This window comes from Lysobacter antibioticus (assembly GCF_000731095.1).
Classification (GTDB): domain Bacteria; phylum Pseudomonadota; class Gammaproteobacteria; order Xanthomonadales; family Xanthomonadaceae; genus Lysobacter; species Lysobacter antibioticus_B.
In genome coordinates, this window is record NZ_JMTZ01000051.1 from 1 (window position 1) to 22,578 (window position 22,578).

A 22,578-nucleotide genomic window follows, 5' to 3' on the forward strand; every position below is an offset into this window, starting at 1 on the left:
CTCCTACCCAGGAGCCGCGCAGCAAGGGGTAGGAGCGACGCGAGTCGCGACAGGGGGCGGGTCGAACATCGAGCCCGGTGCGACTACTCGAAGCGGCAAACACGCAGATGCTTCGTGCTTTCGCAGCGCAACGTTTTCGCGGTCGCGGCTCGCGCCGCTCCTACCCAAAAGGGGTGGCAGCAACGATGCAGGCGATGCCTGCGCGCCTCAATCCTTCTTCACCGCCAACAACCAATCGAGAAAGCTTTGCGCCGCGGGGCGCAGGCGGCGGTGGGCGGGGTAGATCGCGTAATAGCCCCAGCGCGCCGGCATCGACGGGCCGGGCAGGCGCACCAGCTGGCCGGAACGCAGATAGGGCACGGCGATCTGTTCGCGCGCCAGGGCCACGCCGATGCCGTGGGCGGCGGCCATCATGGCGTCGGTGGTGTCGCTGAAGGTGTAGCGCTCTTCGAGCTTGCGGCCGTGCACGTCCGCGGCGCGGAACCAGTCGTGCCAGCCCTGGCGGGCGTGGTCGGCGATCAGCGGCAGGTCGGCGATCTGCGCCGGTTCGGTGATCCGCTCGATGCCGGGCATGTTCGGCGAAGCGACCGGGAACAAGGCGTCGTCCATCAGATGATGCGCGGTCAGCCCGGGCCAATGGCCGGCGCCGTGGCGGATGCCGAGGTCGGGGCCGCCTTCGTCGAATCGCGCCAACGCGATCTCGGTGTCGAGGCTGAGCAATATCTTCGGGTTCGCGCTGGTGAACTCGCTCAGCCGCGGCAGCAGCCAGGTGTAGGCCAGCGAATGCAGGGTGGTGACGCGCACCCGGTCGGTCTCCTCGCGGCTGACCCGCAGGCTGCGCAGCACGCCGTCCATGTCGGCCAGGGCGGTGCCGGCCGAGTCGGCGAGCTGGCGCCCTTGCGGGGTCAGGGCGACGCCGCGCGCATGGCGCTGGAACAGGCTCACGCCGAGCCGGCTTTCGAGCTTGCGCACGTGATGACTGACCGCGCTGGCGGTCAAATGCAGCTCTTCGGCGGCGTGGGCGAAATTCTGATGCCGCGCGGCCGCTTCGAAGGCCGCCAGGGCCGGTAACCAGTCTGCCCGCAATGCCATGATCAGCCTCAAATCATATTTGTGTCTGAGCGCCAAAGTATGCGCTTGTCTCGGCTAGCAGGCCAGTCAAAATAAGCGCCAGGGAAGAGCCAGATTGTTGTCACGACCCGCCGCGACCCACCCGCCAGTGCCTGCGTATGAGCCTTATCGACCTGCTTGCGACCTCCGCCGAACTGCCCGCCGCCTGGCGCTCGACCCTGGTCGGACGTTTCGGCAGCGCCAACTTCAAGCTGGTGCGGATGGACGCCGGCGCTTACGAGGAAGAGACGCACGATTTCGCCGAGGGCCTGCTGGTGCTCGACGGCGAGATGCGTCTGAGCATCGGCGGTGCGATCGTCGAAGTCGGGGCCGGGCAGCTCTATGTGGTGCCCGCGGGTGTGGCCCACGGGGTCGCGCCGGGCAGCCGCGGCACGCTGGCGATTCTGGACGTCTGAGCGAGCTGCCGGCGGAGCCGGCGCGGCACTCGATTCGTTATTGATCGGATCGGTTCTTGATTAGATCCGGCTGATCGAATTCGGATATCCGCATCTGGGCCACGTACCGATACTGCGATCGGGCCCTGCGCTCGATGGCGCTTGGCCATGGCCGGCCTCGGTTGTCCGTATCGCGCAACGGCGTCCGTCGCCGCTGCGCCCACCGCGCCGCCGCGAGGCCGGGTGCGGCCGTGTTCCCCCGCAGGCGCCCGCATCGCGCGGCCGCCGTTTTCGAGGACTTAGCGCATGCGTTCCCCCGAACTCGCCGCCAACGTAGCTTGCAACTGCCCCGCAGCCCCGGCTGCCGTGGCCACCCATTCGGACTCCGAGCGCGCCGCCTGGCGCACGCCGCTGGAGCTGACCGTGCTCGGTGCGATCTGGGGTTCGTCGTTCCTGTTCATGCGCGTGGCGGCGAAGGACTTCGGCGCGCTGCCGCTGGTGGAAATGCGGCTGGGCCTCGGCGCGCTGATCCTGTTGCCGTTCCTGTGGAAGGCGCGCGAATCGTTCAAGGGCGCGATCTGGGCCAAGCTCGCCTTGATCGGCGTGATCAATTCGGCGGTGCCGTTCGTGCTGTTCGCCTGGGCCGCGCAACGCGCGCCGGCCGGCATCGGCGCGATCACCAATTCGATGGCGGTGCTGTTCACCGCGCTGGTCGGATTCCTGTTCTTCGGCGAGAAGATCGGCATGCAACGCGCGGTCGCCTTGTTCGCCGGTTTCGCCGGCGTGGTGGTGCTGGCCAGCGGCAAGACCGCCGGCGCGAGCATCGGCTGGGCGGTCGCGGCCGGTTGTACCGCCGCCTTCCTGTACGGCATCGGCGCCAACTTGGTGCGCCGCCAACTTACCGGCTTGCCGGCCGCGGCGGTCGCTGCGGCGACCCTGGGCACTTCGGCGCTGTTGACCCTGCCGTTCGCGATCGCGCAGTGGCCGACCCACGCGATCCCGGCCAAGTCCTGGCTGTCGGCGGCCTTGCTCGGCGTGCTTTGCACCGGCATCGCCTTCGTCATGTACTACCGCCTGATCCAGCGCATCGGCGCCGGCCGCGCGGTTGCGGTGACCTACCTGGTGCCGCTGTTCGGCGTGGCCTGGGGCTGGATGCTGCTCGGCGAGCCGCTGACCGGCACCATGCTGATCGCCGCGCTGTTGATCCTCGGCAGCGTCGCGCTGAGCCAAAGGGCGGCGAAGTAAGCATCGCGCGATGCAGAACGGCCGGCGGATGGGGGCTGCCTCCGAGCCTCGTTTTCGCGAGACTTCATGCGCCTGTCGTAGAACACGGCGATCGGTCGCTACGGGCCTTTCGTCAGTCGCTAGACTCCAAGCCGTCATCCCCGCGAAGGCAGGGGTCGAGAAACTTCAGCGTTCCGTCGCGATAAAGCCCTGGATCCCCGCCTTCGCGGGGATGACGAGCAGGAGCGTCGCAGGGCGCTGCCATGGATGAATCGGTCGCATAAGCCGCCATCGCATCATCCGTTCGCATCACCCATCCATTGCAGCAAATCCTCGTCGCTTCCCCCATCGCAGTCTTCCATCACACCCGCCTCTCGGAGATTCGCTTGAATTCCATCCAGCATCGCGTCCAGTTCGATTTCGAAATCGAGTTCAGCAACGGCGGCGGCCTGCAGGGCCAGGGGTTTCGCCTCGACATCGAGGGCGACGACATCAGCGATGCCGAACTGGTCGACTACATCGTGCGCGACTTGCGCCTGCTGATGGTCGGGCCGGCGCGCATCCTCAACAAGCAAATCCTGATCGAAGCGCACAAGCGCAAGGCCGGCGGCCTGGAGCACGGCGCGACGCGTTATATCGACCTCAGCCACACCATCGAGGACGGCCTGGTCACCTATCCGGGCATGCCGGCCGCGTATATCTGCGATTACCTCAGCCGCGAATCCTCGCGCGAGATCTACGCCGAGGGTACGCAGTTCCATATCGGCCGCATCGACATGGTCGCCAACACCGGCACCTACATCGACTGCCCCTCGCATCGTTACGAGCACGGCGCCGACCTGTCGCAGATCCGCGCGGAAGACTGCGCCGACCTCGACGCGATCGTGGTGCGTATCGACCCGTCGGTAAAGGCGATCGACGTCGCCTATTTCCGCGACCTGGAACTGCGCGGCCGCGCGGTATTGGTGCACACCGGTTGGGACCGGCACTTCGCCACGCCGGCCTATGCCGACGGCCATCCTTTCCTGACCGAAGACGCGGCGGTGTGGCTGCGCGATTGCGGGGTGAAGCTGGTCGGCATCGACTCGATGAACATCGACGACACCCGCGGCAAGACGCGCCCGGTGCATTCGACCCTGCTCGGCGCCGGCATCCTGATCGTCGAGCACCTGCGCAACCTCGCCGCGCTGCCCGACGAAGGCTTCAGCTTCAGCGCGGTGCCGCCGAAGGTGAAGGGCATGGGCACGTTCCCGGTGCGGGCCTTGGCGAAGATCGTCGGCTAAGGGGCCCGGGCTTCGCTCTCCTTCTCCCGCATGCGGGACAAGGTGCCTGCAGCGCGGATACGGGCACGCGCTCGCTACCGCTGCGATCCCAGATAGTCCTGCAAGGCCGCGATCGCCATGCGCACCTTGGCCGGCTGCGAATCGCGCTGCGCGGTCACCGCGTAGACGCCGAGCGGCGCCATCGTCCATTCCGGCAATACATGCACGGCGCGGCCATCGGCCAACACCGGCGTCGCATCCGGCTCGGGCAGGCGGACGATGCCGAGCCCCTGCAGCATCATCTGCTTGAGGGTCTCGGCGTTGTTGCCGACGATGCGCCCGCCGATCCGCACCCGCCGCGAGGGTTCGCCGTCGCGATGCATCTCGACGTACTCGGGTTGGCTCATCACGCTGAGGATCAGCATCGAGTGGCCGGCGAGTTCCTCCGGCGTGCGCGGCAGGCCGTGGGTCTGCGCATACGCCGGCGAGGCCAGCAGCAGATGCCGCCATTCGGCCATGCGCCGCGCGATCAGGTTGGAGTCGGCGAGCCGGCCGACCCGGATCGCCAGGTCGATGCGCTCGGCGATCAGGTCGATCTGGCGGTCGTCGGCGAAGATCCGCAGCGACAGTTCGGGATAGGCGCGCATCAACGGTGCGAGTGCGGGCGCCAGATGCGCGGCGAAGCCGATCGGCGCGGCGATGCGCAACTCGCCGCGCGGTTCGTCGCGCAGGTCGCCGAGGCGGCCGTCGGCGCTGCGCGCGGCGTGCAGCATCGCTGCGCAGTCTTCGTAATAAGCCTGGCCAATCTCGGTCGTGGTCAGCTTGCGGGTGGAGCGATGCAGCAGTACCACGCCGGTCTCGGCTTCGAGCTGGCGCAGCTGCTGGCTGACCGCCGAGGGGGTCATATCGAGTTCGCGGGCGGCCGCGCTCATCGAGCCCAGTTCGACCACCCGGGCGAACAAGGCCATACGTTTGAGCCGATCTATCGTGAAGTCCAGCTTCATGGTGATAGCGTCCTGGGCCGGATTATCGCGGAGTCTGTAAGTCAGCAAACTATATCCCGTCCAATCCACTACGGGAGTCCCCCATGAACATCGTCCTGATCGGCGCCACCGGTTACGTCGGCCGCGCCCTGCTCCAAGAAGCCCTGCAGCGCGGCCACCGCGTCACCGCGGTCGCCCGCGACACCTCGTCGCTGCAGGCGCACGACGGCCTGACCGCGAAGCCGGCCAGCATCGACGGCGAGGCGACGGCGTCCGCGACCGTGGCCGAACTCAGCCGTGGCCACGACGCGGTGATCGCCTCGTACAACGCCGGCGGCTGGAAGAACCCGAACGTCGGCCGCGACACCGTAGCCGGCTATACCCGGATCGTCGAAGGCCTGAAGCAGGCCGGCGTGCCGCGTCTGCTCGTGGTCGGCGGCGCCGGCAGCCTGGAGATCGCGCCGGACCAGCAAGTGCTCGACCAGCCCGGTTTCCCGGCCGAGTACCGCGACGGCGCCGAAGCCATGCGCACGGTGCTCAACACGCTGCGCGAGGAGAAGAGCCTGGACTGGAGCTTCCTGTCGCCGGCCGCGCACCTGGTGCCGGGCGAGCGCAGCGGTCGTTACCGCATCGGCGCCGATCAGTTGCTGGTCGACGAGAAGGGCGAGAGCAACATCTCGGTGCAGGATTATGCGGTCGCGCTGATCGACGAACTGGAGCAGCCGGCGCATTCGCGCAAGCGCTTCACCGTCGCTTACTGATCGTTGCGTGCGATGGGAACGAAGGGCGCGATAGTGGGGCTGTCGCGCTCTTCGTCGTGCACGGTCATTTCAACTGATCGCTACGGCGCGAGTGCCCAACCCTGCGGTCGCGGCTTACGCCGCTCCTACAAAGGGAGCGGCCAGTGGCGCCGTGCACGGGCTCTCAGCCGATCGCCGCGACCAGGGCTTCGCGTTGTTTCGCATCGAGCACAGGGCCGACGCCGGCCTTGAGGTTGTCGGTCTGGTTCTTGGGCTTGGACGTCGCCGGAATCACCACCGTCACCGCCGCTTCGCTGAGGGCGAACTTGAGGAACAACTGCGCCCAGGAATCGGCGCCGACCTCGGACGCCCAGGGCGGCAGCGGTTTGCCCTTGACCTGCGAAAACAAACGGCCGTCCTCGAAGGCGCGGTTGATCATCACCGCGATACCCAACTCGCGCGCGAGCGGAAACACCGTGCGTTCGGCAGCGCGCGAGACCGGCGAATAATTGATCTGGACGAAGTCGGGCTTGAGCGCGCGCATGTCTTGCGCGAGTTGCGCCTGCGCTTGTTCGCGGTAATGGGTCAGGCCGACCAGGCGCACCTTGCCTTGCTGCTTCAGTTCGCGCGCAAGCGCGAGCTGGGTGCGGGTGTCGCCCAGGTTGTGCACCTGCAGCAGGTCGATGCGATCGGTGCGCAGGCGCCGCAGCGAGGCTTCGAACTGCGCCAGGCCTTCGTCGCGGCCGCTGACGCCGGACAGCTTGGTGGCGAGGAACAGGCGCTCGCGCAGCTTGGCTTCGGCCACGAGATCGCCGAGCACGTCCTCGGCGCTGGAATAGGTCGGCGCGGTGTCGATGACGCGGGCGCCGGCATCGACGAAACGTTTCAGCACCTCGCGCAGGGGCGCACGCGATGCCGCGTCCGTGCCGACCTCGAAGCTGCCCGAGGTGCCCATGCCGATCACCGGGATGGATTCGCCGGTCGCGGGAATCGTGCGCTTGAGCAGGGTCCCGGAGAACGACGTTTCGGCCGGTGCTGTTGCCGCCGCGGCGGGCGGCGATTCGTCGCTGCATGCGGCCAGCGGCGCGAGTGCGAGGCCGGTGGCGGCGAGGGAGACGGTGCCGAGGAAATCGCGACGACTGGCCATGGCGGAGGCTCGCTGTGGGATCGGTGCGGTGGTCGCCTGCGTGGCGGGCGACCCTGCGGCGATTGTGGCACCGAATCCTCGCCGGCGAGGCGTTGCGTGACGGGCGGGAAATCAGCGGGGGTGGGTATCGGCGCGATCGGAACGAATGCGGTCGCGACTTGCGTCGCTCCTACCCTTAAAGCCGCGTTCCAGGGTAGGAGCGGCGCGAGCCGCGACCGCGATGTTTCGAAAGCCGGCGCTACGCCCCGTAAGCCGGCGTCGCCGCGACGCAACGACTGGCCTCAACGTGCCCCGAGCTTCTCCAACAAACGCATCGCCGCGGCCGGGTTGCGTTCCTTCGCGGCGCTGATGAAATAGACGAAGACTTCGCGCGGCTTGCCGCCCTCGACGGGCGCGGCGACATGCGGCAGCTCGGGCCGATCTCGACCTTGCGCCCAGGCCTGCGCGCGTTGCTTCCAGTCATCCAACTCGGCCTCGGGATAGCCTGCCGCCACTTCGCTGCGCGAACGCATCAGCCGGGCGTAGACGAAATCGCCGGTGACGTCGGCCAAGGAGGGGTATTCGTCTGAGTCGGTGAATACCGTGGCGATGCGGTGCTCGCGCGCCAGCCGCACATAGGCCTCGTCGAGGAAGCTCGGATGGCGGACTTCCAGTACGTGCTTGAGTGCGCGGCCGTCGAGCGTGCGCGGCAGGTTGTCCAGAAACGCCGCGATGTCGTCGCGGTCGAACACGCGGTTCGGCGTAAGCTGCCACAGGATCGGCCCGAGCCGCTGGCCGAATTCGCTCAAGCCGCCGTCGATGAAGGCCTTCGCGCCGTTGCCGGCCTTGGCCAGGGCGCCGCCCTGGGTGATGCGGCCCGGCGCCTTCAGCGAGAACACGAAATGTTCCGGCGTCTCCGCCGCCCACTTCGCATAGGTCGCCGGCTTCTGCGCGCTGTAGTAGGTGCCGTTGATCTCGATGCTGCTGAGCTGGCGGCTGGCGAACTCGAGCTCGCGCCGCTGCACCAGCTTGTCCGGATAGAAGTTGTTGCGCCAGGGCACGAAGGTCCAGCCGCCGATGCCGGCGCGGATACCCTCGACCGGGCCGGGGCCGGCGCCGAAATCGCCGGCCGCGGTCGAAGCCGGGGCGGCGGGAGCGGCGAACAGATCGCCGGGTGCGGAGTCGCTGCTGCGTTTGCGATTCATAGGTTCCACGGGTTGTAGGTGCCGAACCACCACAGTCGGCCTTCGAGGTCGCGGCAGGTGTAGGCGCGTCCACCGTAGTCCTGGTCGGCGATCTCGACCACGATCTCGGCGCCGGCCGCGCGCGCCTGCGCATAGTGCTCGTCGGCGTCGCTGACGACCACCGAGCAGGCCTGAGTCTCGCGCCCGCCGATCTCATCGGGTTGGACGATGCGCCGGCCCCATTCGCTGCTGTCGTCGACCGAGCCGAGCATGATCATGCCCGGCCCGTAGGTCAGCTGGGCATGGTGCACGGTATCGCCGTCGGCGTAGACGGCGTGTTTCTCGAAACCGAACGCGCGGCACAGCCATTCGATCGCGGCGGGCGCGTTGCGGTAACGCAGGGACGGGATGATGGTGCTGCCGACGATCGAGTCCATGAGGCGCTCCGTTGGCGTGTTGGCGGCGCGGGGTGTCGGATTTAGGGCGACGAGCATAGCGCGGCGGCGTTATCCTCGTGTCTTCACGGACGCCGCACCGCGGCGGGAGCATGCGATGACCAAGTATTCCGGCGGCTGCCACTGCGGCAAGGTCGCTTACGAAGTGGAAGGCGAGATCGACCAGGCCATCGATTGCAATTGTTCGATGTGCCAGCGGCGCGGCGGGCTGTTGTGGTTCGTGCCGCGGGCCTCGTTCGTGTTGAAGACCGATCCGGCCGATCTGGGCCTGTATCACTTCAACAAGAACAGCATCGATCATCATTTCTGCAAGCACTGCGGCATTTCCTCCTTCAGCCAGGGCAGCATGCCCGACGGTACGCTGATGACGGCGATCAACGTGCGTTGCCTGGAAGGGGTCGATCTGGCCTCGGTCAAAGTCGTGCCGGTGGACGGGCGCAGTTTTTGAGTCGAGGCCGGCGTTGCGTGAGCGACGCCGTAGCGGATGGTTCGTGGTCGCGGCTTGCGCCGCTCCTAGCCCGGTCGCTTTAGGGTAGGAGCGGCGCAGGCTTGCGCCGCTCCTAGCCCGGTCGCTTTAGGGTAGGAGCGGCGCAAGCCGCGACCGCGTCAAGGCACCAACGACGTAGCCCGCATTGCCAGGGCTATCTCGAAACACTCATGCGCTCTAATCGCGCTTCTCGCTGTCGCCCATCCGCAGCCGTTCGCGCCCGCGCTCGGTCAACACCGCGACTTGGGTTTCGCCGCGCGTCTCTACCCGCACCCAACCCGGGCCGGTGTGGCCGCCGATGGCGTCTTCGCCGATCCACGCCAACTCGCGCAGCAACACGCTCATGCGCAGGCCCAGGCGCTTGCACAGGCGCGGCAGAGACACGCCGTCGGCTTCGCCGGCCAGCATCGCCAGCAGGGCCTCAGTCGACTCGGACAAGGCCGATGTCCTTGGACGCTTGCAAGCTCTGCGCCGCTTGCGGCGCATGCGGATGCACGAGCACCGGGATCGATTTCGAGGTCGGGGTGCGCGCCTCGTCGGCGAAGCTCGACAGCGGCACCAGCGCATTGGTCTCGGGGTAGTAGGCGGCCAGGCAGCCGCGCGGGATGTTGTATTCGACCAACAGGAAGCGCCGGGCGATGCGTTCGACGCCGTCCTCGCACAGGCTTTCCAGGTCGACCCAGTCGCCGGCGTTCATGCCCAGGGCGGCGATGTCGTCGCGATGGATGAACAACACCCGGCGTTCGCCGAACACGCCGCGGTAGCGGTCGTTCATGCCGTAGATGGTGGTGTTGTACTGGTCGTGCGAGCGGGTCGTCGCCAGGGTGAACACTGGTTGCTGTTGGCTGGCGCGTGCGCGGTGCACCGGCAGGTCGGTCGGCACCGCATGGGTCTTGAACAGCGCCTTGCCCTCGGCATTGAGCCAGCGCCGTTCGGCCGCGGCATTGGGCAGGTGGAAACCGCCGGGTACGCGCACGCGCCGGTTGAAATCGTGGAAGTCTTCGAACACCTCGGCGATCTTGTCGCGGATGCGGTCGTAGTCGCCGACCAGCCACAGCCACGGTACTTTGCTGCGGGCGCCGAGGGTGGCCGCGGCGAGACGCGCGACGATCGCCGGTTCCGACAACAGGGTCGGTGCGGCCGGCGCGTTGATGCCGGCCGACAGGTGGACCATGCTCATCGAATCCTCGACGGTGACGCCTTGCGCGCCGCTGTCCTGGATGTCGATCTCGGTGCGGCCGAGGCAGGGCAGAATGTAGGCGTCGCGGCCGTGCACGAGGTGGCTGCGATTGAGCTTGGTGGTGACGTGGACGGTGAGGTCGCAACGGCGCAGGGCGCGATGCGTGGCCTCGGTGTCGGGCGTGGCGGTGGCGAAGTTGCCGCCGAGGCCGAAGAAGGTCTTGCAACGGCCGTCGAGCATGGCCTCGATCGAGCCGACCGTGTCGTGGCCGTGTTCGCGCGGCGGTTCGAAACCGAACACTTCGTGCAGGCGGTCGAGAAAGGCCGGCGACGGCTTTTCGTAGATGCCCATGGTGCGGTCGCCCTGCACGTTGCTGTGGCCGCGCACCGGGCAGGGCCCGGCGCCGGGGCGGCCGATGTTGCCGCGCAACAGCAGCAGATTGCCCAGCATGTGGATGGTCGCGACCGAATGCTTGTGTTGGGTGATGCCCATGCCCCAGCAGCAGATCACGCTGCCTGCGCGGATATAGATATCGCCGGCGCGTTCGAGTTCGGCGCGGCTGAGGCCGGACTCGGCCTCGATGGTGTCCCAGGATTCGGCGGCGACGTCGGCGGCGAAACGCTCGAAGCCGCGGGTGTGCTCGGCGATGAAAGCGATGTCGACGGCTCTTTCGCGGCCTTCGCGCTGCGCCTGGGCATCGGCTTCGAGGGTGCGCTTGATGATGCCCTTGACCGCGGCCAGGTCGCCGCCGATGCGCAACTGGAAATAATCCGAGGAGATCCGGGTCGAACCGTTGTGCAGCATCTCCAGCTTGTCCTGCGGGTCGGCGAACTTCTCCAGGCCGCGTTCGCGCAGGGGATTGAACGAGACGATCGCGGCGCCGCGCTTGGCCGCCTTGCGCAGCTCGCCGAGCATGCGCGGATGGTTGGTGCCCGGGTTCTGGCCGAAGATGAAGATCGCATCGGCGATCTCGAAATCGTCGAGCAGCACGGTGCCTTTGCCGACGCCGAGCTGGGCCTTCATCGCCGTGCCCGAGGGTTCGTGGCACATGTTGGAGCAGTCGGGGAAGTTGTTGGTGCCGAACTCGCGCACGAACAACTGATACAGGAAGGCGGCTTCGTTGCTGCAACGCCCGGAGGTGTAGAACAAGGCCTGGTTCGGCGAATCCAGGGCGTTCAGATGCGCGCCGATGCGGGCGAAGGCTTCGTCCCAGCCGATCGGCAGATAGCGGTCGCTGGCCGCGTCCCAGCGCATCGGATGGGTCAGGCGGCCCTGGTTTTCGAGCCAATGGTCGCTGTAGCGTGCGAGCTCGGCGACTGTGTATTGGGCGAAAAGCTCCGGTGTCGCGCGATGCCTGGTCGCTTCGGCGGCCACCGCCTTGGCGCCGTTCTCGCAGAACTCGAAGGTCGAGGTGTGGTCGCGGTCGGGCCAGGCGCAGCCGGGGCAGTCGAAGCCGTCGGGCTGGTTGGCCGAGAGCAGGGTGCGCGCGCCGTGCACCGGTACGTCCTGTTCGAGCAGGTGCCGGGCGACGCTGCGCAAGGCGCCCCAGCCGCCGGCGGGGCCGTCGTAGGGGCGGATGGTTTTCTTGCTCATGAGTTCGCTTCCATTGCGTCGTCGTCGCCGTCTTCGCCGGCGTGCGGGCCGTCGTCGAGCAGGCGCTGCGGGTGGGTGTAGACCGCGTGCCCGTCGTCGCGGGCGAAGCCGATCAGGGTGAGGTGGGTCGAGTCGGCCAGCGCGATCGCCAGCGCGGTCGGCGCCGAGATCGCGGCCAACAGCGGGATACCGGCTTGCGCGGCCTTCATCGCCATCTCGAAACTGGCGCGGCTGGTGACGACGGCGAAACCCTGCAAGGGGTCGAGGCCGGCGGCGACCAAGGCGCCGATCAACTTGTCGAGGGCGTTGTGGCGGCCGACGTCTTCGCGCACGAACAACAGGCGACCGTCGCGATCGGCCCAGCCTGCGGCATGGGTGGCGCCGGTCAAAGCGTTCAAGGGCTGGCGTTCGCGCAGTTCGCGCAAGGCGCGGTGCAAGGCCCCGACGCGGATCGGCTTGCTGTCGCGCAGACGCGGCGGCGGCCGCAGCACCGCTTCGATGCTCTCGGTGCCGCACACGCCGCAGCCGCTGCGGCCCTGCAGGTTGCGCCGGCGTTGTTCGAGCGCGGCGACGCGGGCCTCGGGAATGGACAGCTGCAGGGTGATGCCTTCGAGCGAGGTCGCGATCTCCCCGACCCGCAGTTCGTCGGCGCCGGCGACGATGCCTTCGCTGAGCGAGAAGCCCAGGGCGAAATCGGCGAGGTCCTCGGGCGTGGCCATCATCACCGCGAACGGCGTGCCGTTGTAGACCAGCGCGACCGGCACTTCGGCGGCGATCGCATCCAGGGTGTCGTCGACGCGCGCGCCACGGCGGCGGCGCACCGGGCGCGACACCGCGCCGGCGCGGGCCGGGTCGGGCGTCGCCGATGGCAGGCTTGCCGACGCCACGGCGTTGTCACTGGACATGAGACCTCTCCGATTACGAAGGTTGTTGCCTGGGCTCTGCGCCACTATGCGCTTTGCACCACTATGCGCTCCGGGACATAAAGCAAGGGTCAATCCGGAAGCGTGAGCGAGGCTATCCCAGGCCGGTGGCGAGATATATCACCAGTCGAACGGTTCTCGCCTTCGCCTGCCGCGATCCGGGAACGGGAATGGGGACGGGGACGGGGACGAGGCCGGGGCGACGCGGCCGGCCGTGGTTTAGTCGCTGCCGAGGCGGCGTGGTCGCGGCTCGCGCCGCTCCTACCCAAGAGCCGCGCAGCAGGAGTAGGAGCGGCGCAAGCCGCGACCGCGGGCGATCAGCGGCGGCGTTACTCCGGCTGGCCGCGTGCGCGATAGGCCAGGCGGAAGAACGCACTCCAACAAAAAGCCCGCCATGCGGCGGGCTTTCGTTCCTGCGAACCGGGGTTCAGAGAATCGGTTCGTCCAGCATCAGCTCGCGCACGAACCGCACCGGCGGTGCGCCGTAGGACAGCACCTGGTCGTGGTAGGTCTTGGCGTCGAACTTCGGTCCGAGCTTGGCTTCCACGGCCTTACGCATGTCGAAGTGTTCCTGCGCGCCGACGAAATAGGTCGGCAACTGCGCCGAGGTCAGCTGAGCGCGGACCCATTTGCCGGCGGCTTCGCGTTCCTGCTGGAAGGTCTGCTGGGTCATGAACTGCATCGCCTGCTCGCGGCTCCAGTCTTCGACCTGCACGCCCTGGTCGAGGATCGCGTTGCCGATGCTGCGCAGGTAGAACTTGAGCTGGACCAGGCGGAACAGCGGGTCGTTGTCGAGATAGCCGGCGTCGGCCATGACGTCCTCGGTATAGACCGCCCAGCCTTCGGCGAACACGCCCGAACGCAGTACCGCGCGCAGGGTCGACGGCGCCTTGGCCGAATGCGCGCCTTCCAGGTAGTGGCCCGGCATCGCTTCGTGGATCGACAGCAGATGCACCATGCGCGTGTTGTATTCGCGCAGGAAGGAGTCGACCTGGGCATCGCTCCAGTCGTCCGGAATCGGCGAGATCGCGTAATAGGTGTCCAGGCCCTTGTCGAGCGGGCCCGGCGAGTCGCAGTAGGCCAGCGCCACACCGCGCTGGAACTCCGGCATCAGGATGATCTTGACCGGCGCGTCGGGCACGGTCACCAGGTTCTTGGCGCGGGTGAAGGTCGTGGCTTCTTCGAGTGTCTGCTTGGCGAAGTCGACGACCTTGTCGCGCGCCGGCTTGTCGGCATAGGCCAACTCGAGCGCGGCCTCGATCGCCTTCTGCTGCTGTTCCGGCTTCGGCTTGTCCGGCAGTTCCGGTGCGCCGGGCTTACCCTTGAGTTCCTTCTGCGCGATCGCGTACATCTCGGCGCGCACGCGGGCCAGTTCGGATTGTGCGCGCTGCATGATCTCGGCGCGCGACAGCGAGGAGTTGAGCGAGAACTTCAGCTTTTCGTCGTACAGGGTCTGGCCGATGCGGAAATTGCCCTTGGCGTTCGGCACCAGGGTCTTGTCCAGCCATTCCTGTTGCTCGGCGACGGCCTTGCGCAAGCCGGCGACGGCGGCGTCCAGGCGCTTGCGCTCGGCGCCCTTGACCTGGCCGGCGTTGGGCACGATGAAGGTGTCGATCAGGCTGAGCACGCCGGCGTTCTGCTTGGCGACGGTCTCGGCGTGGATCTTCGGCACTCGCGCCGGGTCGAGGTTGGCGCGGGCCTGGGCGAAGATCGAGGGGATCTTCTCCATGCGCGCGGTCGCCGACTTCAGGCGCTGCGGCATCGGCGCGAATTCGCGCGCCATCAGGTTGTAGATCGCGTCGCCGGCCAGGCCGCTGTAGACCATCGGGTCCCAGGCCCAGTTCTGCAGGGTTTCGATCGACCACACTTCCGAACGCAGGCGGTTGCGCAGGATCGCCGCATCGACCTGGTTCTCGCGCGACAAGCGGGTGGCGTCGACGGCGTCGAGTTCGGCCAGCAGCTTGCGGTTGAAATCGAGCTGGCGCTGGCGGCCGGCGGTGCTGAGGTCGTCGATCTCGCCATCGAAACGGTGGTCGCCGATCTGGGTGGCGCTGACCGGGTTGATCTGCATGACGCCGTCGAGCCAGCGCTTGGACAAGGCGGCGAAGGCGGCGTCGACGGCCGGGTCGGAGCTCGCTGCGGGCGCGGCGGCGGTCTTGGCCACGGCGGTGGGTGCGGCGGTTTCGTGCGGCCCGCAGGCCGACAAGGCGAGGGCCAACAGGGCCGGAGTGAGGACGAAAGAGAGCTGCGAGGGACGCAACAGGCGCATATCCGATCTCGGTCGAGGGGGGCGGCCGGGCCGCAATGCGCGGAGGATATGCGAAGGCGATGGGGTGCGCATGGGTCATAGGTCCGGGCGGGGAACGGACTCGCCGGCCGATATGCGGGAAGGTGCCGCGGCCGGCCGCCAGCCGCGTGCCACAACCGAATGCGACTTTTCCGATCCTGTCCTCTGCGCAACGGCCGTGTCCGGCGTCGGATTTCGCGGTTTCCGCGGGCGCTTGCGACATAACCATCGGCAATGCGCTCATGCGCCCCGCGGCATGAGGCGACCTGAATAATGAACACCGGGCCGCACTGGCGCGATCGCGTGCAAGCCTTGGCCTGCGGGGCTTGCGTGCGATTCGCCCGATTCGCCGGCGCATTGCCCGGTTCAGGATCGCGGCGGCCCATGGCGGCGAAGCCGGCGAGTCGGCCGTCCGCGTCGATTGACGTCGCTTTATCGCGATGCAACATATCTCTCGTCGCCGGCCTCGGCGGCCCTTTCTCCGCTGCCGAAGACCTCACCGTGAATCCTGCAGGACCGACGAAACCCCATGCCGCATCGCGCCGTTCCATGCGCGCCTGCCGCTGTCGCGAGTGTTGCCGCTGAATCGCGCATCGCTTCGTCTCCGTCCGTCCGCTCGCTCTTCACGTTCGTCTTTGCCGCCATGTCCGCTTCGACCCTGAAATCTCCGCTCGCGACTGCGTTCGCTTCGCTGCAGCTCCGGCCCATCGCGCGAATGCCGATGCGTTGTCGCTGTAGCCGGCAGGTGATGCCCGCGACGGGTTGATCCTGCCAGCAAGGTTTTTCGCCCGTCCCGGATCGGTACGCGGCTGCACGGTAACGCCGTCCCGCGATTCCCTCTCCCTCGTGACCGCACTGCGCTTGCGCAGCGCCGGCGGCTGCGTGCCGTTCCGGGCGGGCGTTCTTTCGTCTCTTCGTTTTCCCCTTCGACTCGTACCCAGGAACTCCCCATGTCTTTCGCTCAGGTTTCATCCCGCTCCGGCGTGCGCTACCGACGCCTCACGCTCGCTCTGTCCATCGCCCTGGCCGCGCCGCTGGCGCAGGCCGACGACGCCACCGCCGCAGCCGATGCCGCGGCCGGCGTCACCCTCGACGCGGTCCAGGTGACCGGCACGAACCTCAAGCGCAGCGACGAGGCCGGGGTCAACCCGGTGCTGGTGATCGATCGCGCGCAGATCGAGAAGAGCGGCAAGGTCACCGTGTCCGACTTGCTGCGCAGCCTGACCGTCAACAGCGGCAACAGCTTCAACGAGCAGTACACCGGCAGCTTCGCCAACGGCTCGGCCGGCGTGTCGCTGCGCGGCCTCAGCCAGAAGAACACCCTGGTGCTGGTCAACGGTTATCGCGTGGCCTCGTATGGTTTCGCCCAGAACACCCAGGACAATTTCGTCGACCTCAACGCCTTGCCGTTGGGCGCGATCGAGCGGGTGGAAATCCTCAAGGACGGCGCGTCGGCGCTGTACGGTTCCGATGCGATCGCCGGCGTGGTCAACCTGATCCTGCGCCGCAAGATCGAAGGCTTGGAAGTCGATGCGGCCTATGGCGCGGCGACCGAGGGCGGCATCGATCAGAGCAGCCTCGGCCTGCGCGCCGGCCACGGCGATTCGGCCAAGGACGGCTACAGCCTGCGTTTCAGCCTGGACGTGTTCAAGCGCGGCCGTCTCGACGCCGACGAGCGCGACCTGACCCGCGACGGCGATTATCGCGACCAGCCCGGCGGACGCCTCGCCGGTTGGTCGACCCAGGGCGGCGCCTACTTGTCCAACCCGCGCGCGCCGGTGGCATTCGCGTGCCAGCCGGGCACCCAGTCGCGGCCCTACGCCGACTTCGGCAGCCCGCTGCCGGGCAACGCCTGCGCGTTCAACACCCAGCCGTTCCGCACCCTGGTACCGGACGTCGAGCGCTACCAGGCGCTGGTCGCCAGCGACGTGTGGTTCAACGATTCGCTGCAGGGCTTCGCCGAGATCCTCTACAGCACCAGCCACAACGGCACCTACTTCAGCGCGCCGATGTCGGTCGGCGCCGGCCTGCGCGCCTACGACCGCGGCACCGGCCGCCTGGTCGACATTCCGACGGTGTTGCCGGTCGGGCATCCGAACAATCCCAATGCGGTGCCGACCCCGTTCGAGTACTCCTTCCTCGACCTCGGCGCGCGCTACAAGATCAACAAGTCGCAGTTCCAGCGCACCCTGATCGGTTTGCGCGGCCACGGCGAGACCTGGGACTGGGAAGTCGCCGCCAGCCATTCGGAAAGCCGCCAGCGCGAGTACGTGCGCAACTTCCTCAATCGCTACGCGTTCGAACAGACCCTGGCCAGCGGCAGTTACGACTTTCTCAACCCCTCGCGCACGCCGGGCGCGCTCGACGCGCTGCGCCTGTCGACGCGGCGCCCGGGCACCTATCGCCTGAGCACGGTCAGCGGCAAGATCTCCGGCTTCCCCTGGCAGTGGCGCGCGGGCGACGTCGGCGTCGCCGCGGGCGTGGAGTTCCGCGACGAGGCCCAGGACGCACGCACCAGCCCACAGGTGCTGTCGGGCACCGAGCTGCGTCCGGCGATCAATCTGATCGACGGCAGCCGCCGCGTGTCGGCGGCGTTCTTCGAACTCAGCCTCAAGCCCTGGCAGCAGGTCGAAGTGCAGTTGGCCGGCCGCGGCGACCACTACGACGACTTCGGCAGCGCGTTTTCGCCCAAGCTCGGCATCCGCTGGCAGGCCAGCGACGATTGGCTGTTGCGCTTGAACGCGTCGCGCGGCTTCCGCGCGCCGTCGTTGCCGGAGATCGCGCAGAGCACCACGATCAGCTATGGCAGCGTGATCGACCCTTACGACCCGGTGCAGCCGGGCGCCTCGCGCGGCGTGACGATTCTTCGCGCCGGCAACCCCGAGCTCAAGGCCGAGCGTTCCAGCAACATCAACCTCGGCGTGTTGTGGGCGCCGGACGCCGACACCAGCCTCGGCGTGGATCTGTACCGGATCCGCCAGGACGACCTGATCGCGCCGGACAACGTCCAGTTCGTGGTCTCCAACCCGCAGACCAATCCCGGTCGGGTTACCCGCGATGCGCAGGGTCGTCTGCAACTGGTCGAAAACCGCTACGCCAACCAGGGCACGCTGACCACGACCGGCTTCGACATCGAAGGCCGCAAGGTCTGGCATGCCGGCGAGGCCGACTGGACCCTCGACGGCACCTGGACCCGCCTGCTGAGCTACGAGCAGCCGCAAGTCGCCGGTCAGAGCGCACTGGAAGGCGCCGGCGGCAACCGCTTCGGCGCGCTGCCGAAGTGGCGCGGCATCACTTCGCTGGCGTACGGCCGCGGCGACTGGAACGCGCAGCTGTCGTGGCGCTATATCGGTGGTTACCGGCAGCAGGTCGTCGATGCGCGCAGCAACCCGGGCCTGGACGCCAAGGTCGACGACCATCACCAGTTCGATCTCTACCTGGGCTACGAAGGCCTGCGCGACACCACGCTGTATTTGTCGGTGCAGAACCTCGCCGACAAGGACCCGCCGTTCGATCCGGCCGGCGGCGCGCTGCCCTACGACATCAGCCAGTACGACGCCTTGGGCCGGTTCGTCACGGTGGGGTTCAAGCACAAGTTCTGATTGCGCGATCCCATGCACGACTCTGAAGTCTCTGGATCCCCGCTTTCGCGGGGATGACGGCTCATACGAGGGCGGCGCAGCCTACCTACCGTCGTTCCCGCGTAGGCGGGCTCCGCTTTACTTCGGCGGAGCCGAACACCCAGGGCTTTACCGAGGCATCGCTCTGAAGTCTCTGGATCCCCGCCTGCGCGGGGGTGACGGTCAGGGGGAGACGTCGCGAAATCTACCTGAGGTCTCGGCCGTATCTCCGATTTGCTCAACCCCGATCAGGGCAATGCGACGTTAGCCATTACGACCACGGCGCCCAGCGGAAACCCGCTGCGCGCCCGGCCGCGATGGCATAGTGCGCGGGCCGAACGGATCACGGACAACAGGGAGAACGGATCATGGCATATGGATTGGCGAAGCGGCTGCTGGCCGCGACGTTGGCGGTGGGCCTGCTCGGCGCTTGCAGCAAGCACAACGCCGCGACGATGGAGGAGTCGGCCGCGGTGCCGATGGCCGACCTCGGCAAGCCCGATGCCGGCGGCTCGGCGCCGTCGCCGGGCAAGGCCGACCTCGGCGTGCTGCTGGCTTACGAACATCGGGTGCAGGTGCGCCTGCCCGGCGAGCGCATCGCGACCCAGATGCAGGCGGTGCGGGCCGCTTGCGACTCGGGCAAGTTCGGCGCCTGCGCGGTGTTGGACATGAGCCAGAGCGGCGGCGATTTCCCCAGCGCGATGCTGCAGCTGCGGGTCGTGCCGGCGGGGGTCGAGCCGCTGGTGGCGCTGGCCGGCAAGGGCGAGGAAATCTCCGAGCGCAGCATCCAGGCCGACGACCTGGCCACGGCGGTACGCGACAACGCCATGTTGCGCGACCGGCTGCAGAGGGAACATGCGCGTCTGTTGGAATTCCAGCAGCGCCAGGACCTCAAGATCGCCGACGTGCTGACCCTGTCGAACCGCATCGCCGAGCTCGAAGCGCAGCTGCAGGGCGCGCAGCAGGAAGCGGCGCAGCAGCAGCGGCGGATCTCGACCCAACTGGTCACCTTCGATTTCGAAACCACCCGCAGCCAAGCCAGCCGCAGCGAGATCGGCGAAGCCTTCCGCGATTTCGGCGGCATCGTGGCGGCGGTGATCGCGTTCCTGATCCGCGCCTTCGCGGTGTTGTTGCCGCTGCTGGCGGTGTTGTTGCCGCTGGTGTGGCTGATCCGCCGCACGCTGCGCAATCGCCGCAAGGCCCGAGGCGGCTGATAGCGGCGCGCGCCGCCGGCCTGCGGACCGGAGCTGCGCCCGTTACGGGCGCAGGCGCCGGCTCAGCGTTCTTCGTCGGTTTCGAACTCGACCAGCACGTCCAGGTCGAAGGCCAGCGCTTCCACCGCTTCGCGGACCTTGTTCGCGGTGGAGGCGTTGGGCGCGTCGACTTCAAGTTCGTGCACGCCGGGGCCGGCATCGTCGGGCAGGCCGGCGGAACTGGAATCGGAGTCGTCCATGTGCGGCATCAGGTCGGCGACTTCCTCGACGTGTTCGATGCCTTCCAGGCTCGACAGCAGGTTGCCGATGGCGCGCGCGTCGTTCTCGTTGCCGGTGATGCGCAGTCTGAGCAGGGGCATGGCGGAACCTTCGCGCAGGGGGGTATCGGCAGGCTAGGCAGGCGGCGGCTAAGGCGATGTGAAGCGATGCCGCCGGCCGCCCATTGCGATGCGCAACGTGGGTAAAACGTCACACCGGCTGCATGCCGGTGGAGTAGGGTAACGGCCATGAATACGACCTCCGCCGACGAGCATCCCGCGCCGAGCGTCACCCTGCGTCCGCTGGAGCGCGGCGACCTGCATTTCGTCCACGTGCTCAACAACAACCGCAGCGTGATGGGTTATTGGTTCGAGGAGCCCTACGAGTCCTTCGTCGAACTCGAAGAGCTGTACCGCAAGCATATCCACGACCAATCCGAGCGCCGCTTCATCGTCCAGGACAGCTCGCAAGAGCGGGTCGGGCTGGTCGAGTTGGTCGAGATCGACCACCTGCACCGGCGCGCCGAATTCCTGATCATGATCTCGCCGGAGCAGCAGCGCCGCGGTTACGCGCGCGCAGCCACCGACATGGCGATCAACTACGCTTTCCGCGTGCTCAATCTATACAAGCTCTATCTGCTGGTCGACGTCGACAATTCGCGCGCCATCTCGATCTACGAGCAGGCCGGGTTCCAGCGCGAAGGCGTGTTGATCGACGAATTCTTCAGCGACGGCCGCTACCACGACGTGGTGCGGATGTGCCTGTTCCAACCGCAGGCGTTGGAGCGCGGCGCCAGCGCCAAGCCGCTGTCGCGCGGGCCGGAGCGGGACTGAGTCCGGCGCCGAACGGCGCCGAACACGACTGAGGCCGGCGCCGGGCGACGCCGGATCTTGCGGAAGCCGACGCCGTGCGCGCGGCGCTGGGCTCAGCGCTTCTTGCCCTTGCCCTTCGCTTTGGACGGCTGCGCCGCGGACTGCGCGGTCTGCTCGCGCACCGGCAGCGGCACGTTGCAGATGTTGACGTGGCCGGCCGGCTGCTTGTACCACTCGTCGCGGCGATTGCGGCGCGATTCGACCAGTTCGGCGAACAGCGGTGTGTCGGTGCGCAGCACTTCCAGGTTGGCGCGTTCGGCCTTCGGCACGTCGGCGGCCAGGCGGATCGCGCGGATCGGCGTGCGCTCGGCCGGGGTCTCGTAGAAGCCGAGGTTGCCGGTGCCGCGCGGCAGCGACGACAGCAGCTCGATGCCCTTGACCACGCGCCCGACCGTGGTGATGTTGCGGTCGAGGTGGCGCGGCGATTGCCCGGTCACCACGTACAGCTCGGTGCCGTTGCTGGAATCGGCGGCCATGTCGCGGCCGGCGCCGACGGTGCCGTAGCAATGGGTGAGCCAGCTCGAACCGGTGGCCGAATCGCGTGCGGCCGGGAAGCCGGCGACGAAGCCGGCCTCGGCCGCCCAGCCGTCGGCGTCGGGCAGCACGGTCATCGCCAGACCCTGGCTCTTGCGGGCGAATTCGGCCGGCAGCTTCGCCTTGACCCCGCGGCCGTAAGGCTTGCGCTGGGCTGCGTCCTCGGCGTTCGCATCGCCCCATTGCACGACGTAGTTGTCCTGCGAGCGGTTGATGCTGAGGCCGTTCCAGTACTGATTGGTGGCCAGGGCGCGGATGTTGGCGACGTGCGCCGGCGCGAACTGCGGCGCCAGCTCGATCACCACGCGGCCGCGCGGCAGTTCGACGTACAAGGTGTTCTTCGGGTCCAGCGCGCGCCAGTCGGCGGGCTGGCTGGCGTCGAGGATCTCCTGCATCGGGCGCGCCGGCGTCTGCGCTGCTGCAGTCTGCAGCACGGCGACGGTCAACAGGCTCAGCAGGGCGGTTTGCGGCATCGAACGCATCGGGCGATCTCCTGTCAGGGCTGGCGAGTGTAGTCGCCGCGCATGAATTCGGCGAAGTCGGTTTCGCCCGGGAAGCGGTTCTCGATGACGAAGCGGTGGCGCTCGCCGTCGAGTTCGTAGCGATAGCGCGATTCGCCGCGCGGGGTGACCTGGTCGAAGCACAGGCTGTCACCGTGCCAGCGCCCGCGTGCCGGCGCGGCCGGATACCCGAGCGAGTCGAACCACCACCACAGCACCTGGTCGCTGCCGGGCTCGACCAGGAACACGCCGTGGCCGCGGAACACGGTCGTGCCGTTGCGTTCCTGGCGGTAGTCCTGGATCAGCGCGCCGCCGTCGAGGGCGACCCGGTAATCGCCATGGCCGACCGAGGCGGCCGCCGCGCCGGTGGGGTCGGCGTTGCGTTCGGGCCCGGACCAGGCGCCGGCGAGGCGGTGCAGCAGGGCGAGCTGGGCAGGGTCGGGGCGGGGCGATTCCATGGCGTCTGCATGACCTCATCGAGGATGTCGTCGGGCCGGGCGGTGCGGCCGGGTCGCCGCAGCGTACCCCAGCTCCACGAGCCGAAAGCGGCCCTGCGCCTCGTCCTGGTGACTATCGGCACATTCGCTATACCGAACTTCGTACTAGTCTGACCTCAACGATAGCGGAGAGC

Annotated in this window: 20 protein-coding genes; 8 read left to right on the forward strand and 12 right to left on the reverse strand. The window is 67.9% G+C overall.

What is annotated here, in order from left to right; all coding sequences use genetic code 11:
- Nucleotides 1-207: 207 nt before the first annotated feature.
- The gene (locus tag EX88_RS23845) at nt 208-1,092 is read right to left on the reverse strand and encodes a LysR substrate-binding domain-containing protein (RefSeq protein ID WP_036149103.1); all 885 of its coding nucleotides are present in this window, start codon (nt 1,090-1,092) and stop codon (nt 208-210) included.
- Between the two features lie 137 nt (nt 1,093-1,229).
- On the opposite strand from EX88_RS23845, the gene EX88_RS0115380 reads away from it, so the two are divergent.
- The 3 genes from EX88_RS0115380 to EX88_RS0115390 all read left to right on the forward strand — a co-directional run bounded on the left by EX88_RS0115380 (nt 1,230) and on the right by EX88_RS0115390 (nt 4,012).
- The gene (locus EX88_RS0115380) at nt 1,230-1,526 is read left to right on the forward strand and encodes a cupin domain-containing protein (protein WP_031372878.1); all 297 of its coding nucleotides are present in this window, start codon (nt 1,230-1,232) and stop codon (nt 1,524-1,526) included.
- A gap of 285 nt (nt 1,527-1,811) precedes the next feature.
- The gene (locus EX88_RS0115385) at nt 1,812-2,750 is read left to right on the forward strand and encodes a DMT family transporter (protein WP_081931052.1); all 939 of its coding nucleotides are present in this window, start codon (nt 1,812-1,814) and stop codon (nt 2,748-2,750) included.
- A gap of 365 nt (nt 2,751-3,115) precedes the next feature.
- Nucleotides 3,116-4,012, forward strand: coding sequence for a cyclase family protein (locus tag EX88_RS0115390; protein ID WP_235186309.1), 897 nt, complete (start codon nt 3,116-3,118; stop codon nt 4,010-4,012).
- Between the two features lie 74 nt (nt 4,013-4,086).
- Here the strand turns inward: EX88_RS0115390 and EX88_RS0115395 are convergent, their stop codons facing one another.
- Nucleotides 4,087-4,995 carry a LysR family transcriptional regulator gene (locus EX88_RS0115395; protein ID WP_051885168.1) on the reverse strand — a complete coding sequence of 303 codons (909 nt, stop codon included), beginning with the start codon at nt 4,993-4,995 and terminating at the stop codon, nt 4,087-4,089.
- 83 nt (nt 4,996-5,078) lie between these two features.
- On the opposite strand from EX88_RS0115395, the gene EX88_RS0115400 reads away from it, so the two are divergent.
- Nucleotides 5,079-5,735, forward strand: coding sequence for an NAD(P)-dependent oxidoreductase (locus tag EX88_RS0115400; RefSeq protein ID WP_031372882.1), 657 nt, complete (start codon nt 5,079-5,081; stop codon nt 5,733-5,735).
- Nucleotides 5,736-5,898: 163 nt separating this feature from the next.
- On the opposite strand, the gene EX88_RS0115405 is transcribed toward EX88_RS0115400, so the two are convergent.
- The 3 genes from EX88_RS0115405 to EX88_RS0115415 form a co-directional block, all read right to left on the reverse strand.
- Nucleotides 5,899-6,861: an aldo/keto reductase gene (locus EX88_RS0115405; RefSeq protein WP_031372883.1), complete on the reverse strand. Its 963-nt coding sequence runs from the start codon at nt 6,859-6,861 to the stop codon at nt 5,899-5,901.
- Between the two features lie 281 nt (nt 6,862-7,142).
- Complete coding sequence (locus EX88_RS0115410; protein ID WP_081931054.1) at nt 7,143-8,045, reverse strand: DUF72 domain-containing protein; 903 nt, start codon at nt 8,043-8,045, stop codon at nt 7,143-7,145.
- A complete protein-coding gene (locus EX88_RS0115415; RefSeq protein ID WP_031372885.1) occupies nt 8,042-8,461 on the reverse strand; it encodes a VOC family protein in 420 nt (139 codons plus the stop codon). Before EX88_RS0115415 ends, EX88_RS0115410 begins: the two co-directional genes overlap by 4 nt.
- A gap of 115 nt (nt 8,462-8,576) precedes the next feature.
- Between EX88_RS0115415 and EX88_RS0115420 the strand changes: the two genes are divergently transcribed.
- The gene (locus tag EX88_RS0115420; protein WP_031372886.1) at nt 8,577-8,927 is read left to right on the forward strand and encodes a GFA family protein; all 351 of its coding nucleotides are present in this window, start codon (nt 8,577-8,579) and stop codon (nt 8,925-8,927) included.
- Between the two features lie 216 nt (nt 8,928-9,143).
- Here the strand turns inward: EX88_RS0115420 and EX88_RS0115425 are convergent, their stop codons facing one another.
- The 4 genes from EX88_RS0115425 to EX88_RS0115440 all read right to left on the reverse strand — a co-directional run bounded on the left by EX88_RS0115425 (nt 9,144) and on the right by EX88_RS0115440 (nt 14,931).
- Complete coding sequence (locus EX88_RS0115425) at nt 9,144-9,452, reverse strand: hypothetical protein (RefSeq protein WP_051885169.1); 309 nt, start codon at nt 9,450-9,452, stop codon at nt 9,144-9,146.
- The gene (locus EX88_RS0115430; protein ID WP_031372888.1) at nt 9,388-11,739 is read right to left on the reverse strand and encodes an FdhF/YdeP family oxidoreductase; all 2,352 of its coding nucleotides are present in this window, start codon (nt 11,737-11,739) and stop codon (nt 9,388-9,390) included. Before EX88_RS0115430 ends, EX88_RS0115425 begins: the two co-directional genes overlap by 65 nt.
- Nucleotides 11,736-12,611, reverse strand: coding sequence for a formate dehydrogenase accessory sulfurtransferase FdhD (gene fdhD / locus EX88_RS0115435; protein WP_430536915.1), 876 nt, complete (start codon nt 12,609-12,611; stop codon nt 11,736-11,738). The genes EX88_RS0115430 and fdhD overlap by 4 nt, the downstream gene beginning before the upstream one ends.
- A 478-nt stretch (nt 12,612-13,089) precedes the next feature.
- Entirely contained in the window at nt 13,090-14,931 is a 1,842-nt protein-coding gene (locus tag EX88_RS0115440; RefSeq protein ID WP_036149105.1) for a DUF885 domain-containing protein, read from the reverse strand.
- A gap of 968 nt (nt 14,932-15,899) precedes the next feature.
- Here EX88_RS0115440 and EX88_RS0115445 point away from each other — a divergent pair.
- Nucleotides 15,900-18,551, forward strand: a complete 2,652-nt coding sequence (locus tag EX88_RS0115445) for a TonB-dependent receptor plug domain-containing protein (RefSeq protein ID WP_081931056.1) — start codon at nt 15,900-15,902, stop codon at nt 18,549-18,551.
- Nucleotides 18,552-18,937: 386 nt separating this feature from the next.
- Nucleotides 18,938-19,783 carry a DUF4349 domain-containing protein gene (locus EX88_RS0115450; protein ID WP_081931058.1) on the forward strand — a complete coding sequence of 282 codons (846 nt, stop codon included), beginning with the start codon at nt 18,938-18,940 and terminating at the stop codon, nt 19,781-19,783.
- A gap of 62 nt (nt 19,784-19,845) precedes the next feature.
- Here the strand turns inward: EX88_RS0115450 and EX88_RS0115455 are convergent, their stop codons facing one another.
- Entirely contained in the window at nt 19,846-20,142 is a 297-nt protein-coding gene (locus tag EX88_RS0115455; RefSeq protein WP_031372893.1) for a hypothetical protein, read from the reverse strand.
- Between the two features lie 147 nt (nt 20,143-20,289).
- Between EX88_RS0115455 and speG the strand changes: the two genes are divergently transcribed.
- Complete coding sequence (speG, locus tag EX88_RS0115460; protein ID WP_031372894.1) at nt 20,290-20,874, forward strand: spermidine N1-acetyltransferase; 585 nt, start codon at nt 20,290-20,292, stop codon at nt 20,872-20,874.
- A gap of 92 nt (nt 20,875-20,966) precedes the next feature.
- On the opposite strand, the gene EX88_RS0115465 is transcribed toward speG, so the two are convergent.
- Together EX88_RS0115465 and EX88_RS0115470 are read right to left on the reverse strand one after the other, a co-directional pair.
- On the reverse strand, nt 20,967-21,929 hold the full coding sequence (locus EX88_RS0115465) for a peptidylprolyl isomerase (protein WP_152566297.1): 963 nt from the start codon (nt 21,927-21,929) through the stop codon (nt 20,967-20,969).
- 14 nt (nt 21,930-21,943) lie between these two features.
- Nucleotides 21,944-22,405, reverse strand: coding sequence for a DUF1579 family protein (locus EX88_RS0115470; protein WP_051885172.1), 462 nt, complete (start codon nt 22,403-22,405; stop codon nt 21,944-21,946).
- Nucleotides 22,406-22,578: the final 173 nt, after the last annotated feature.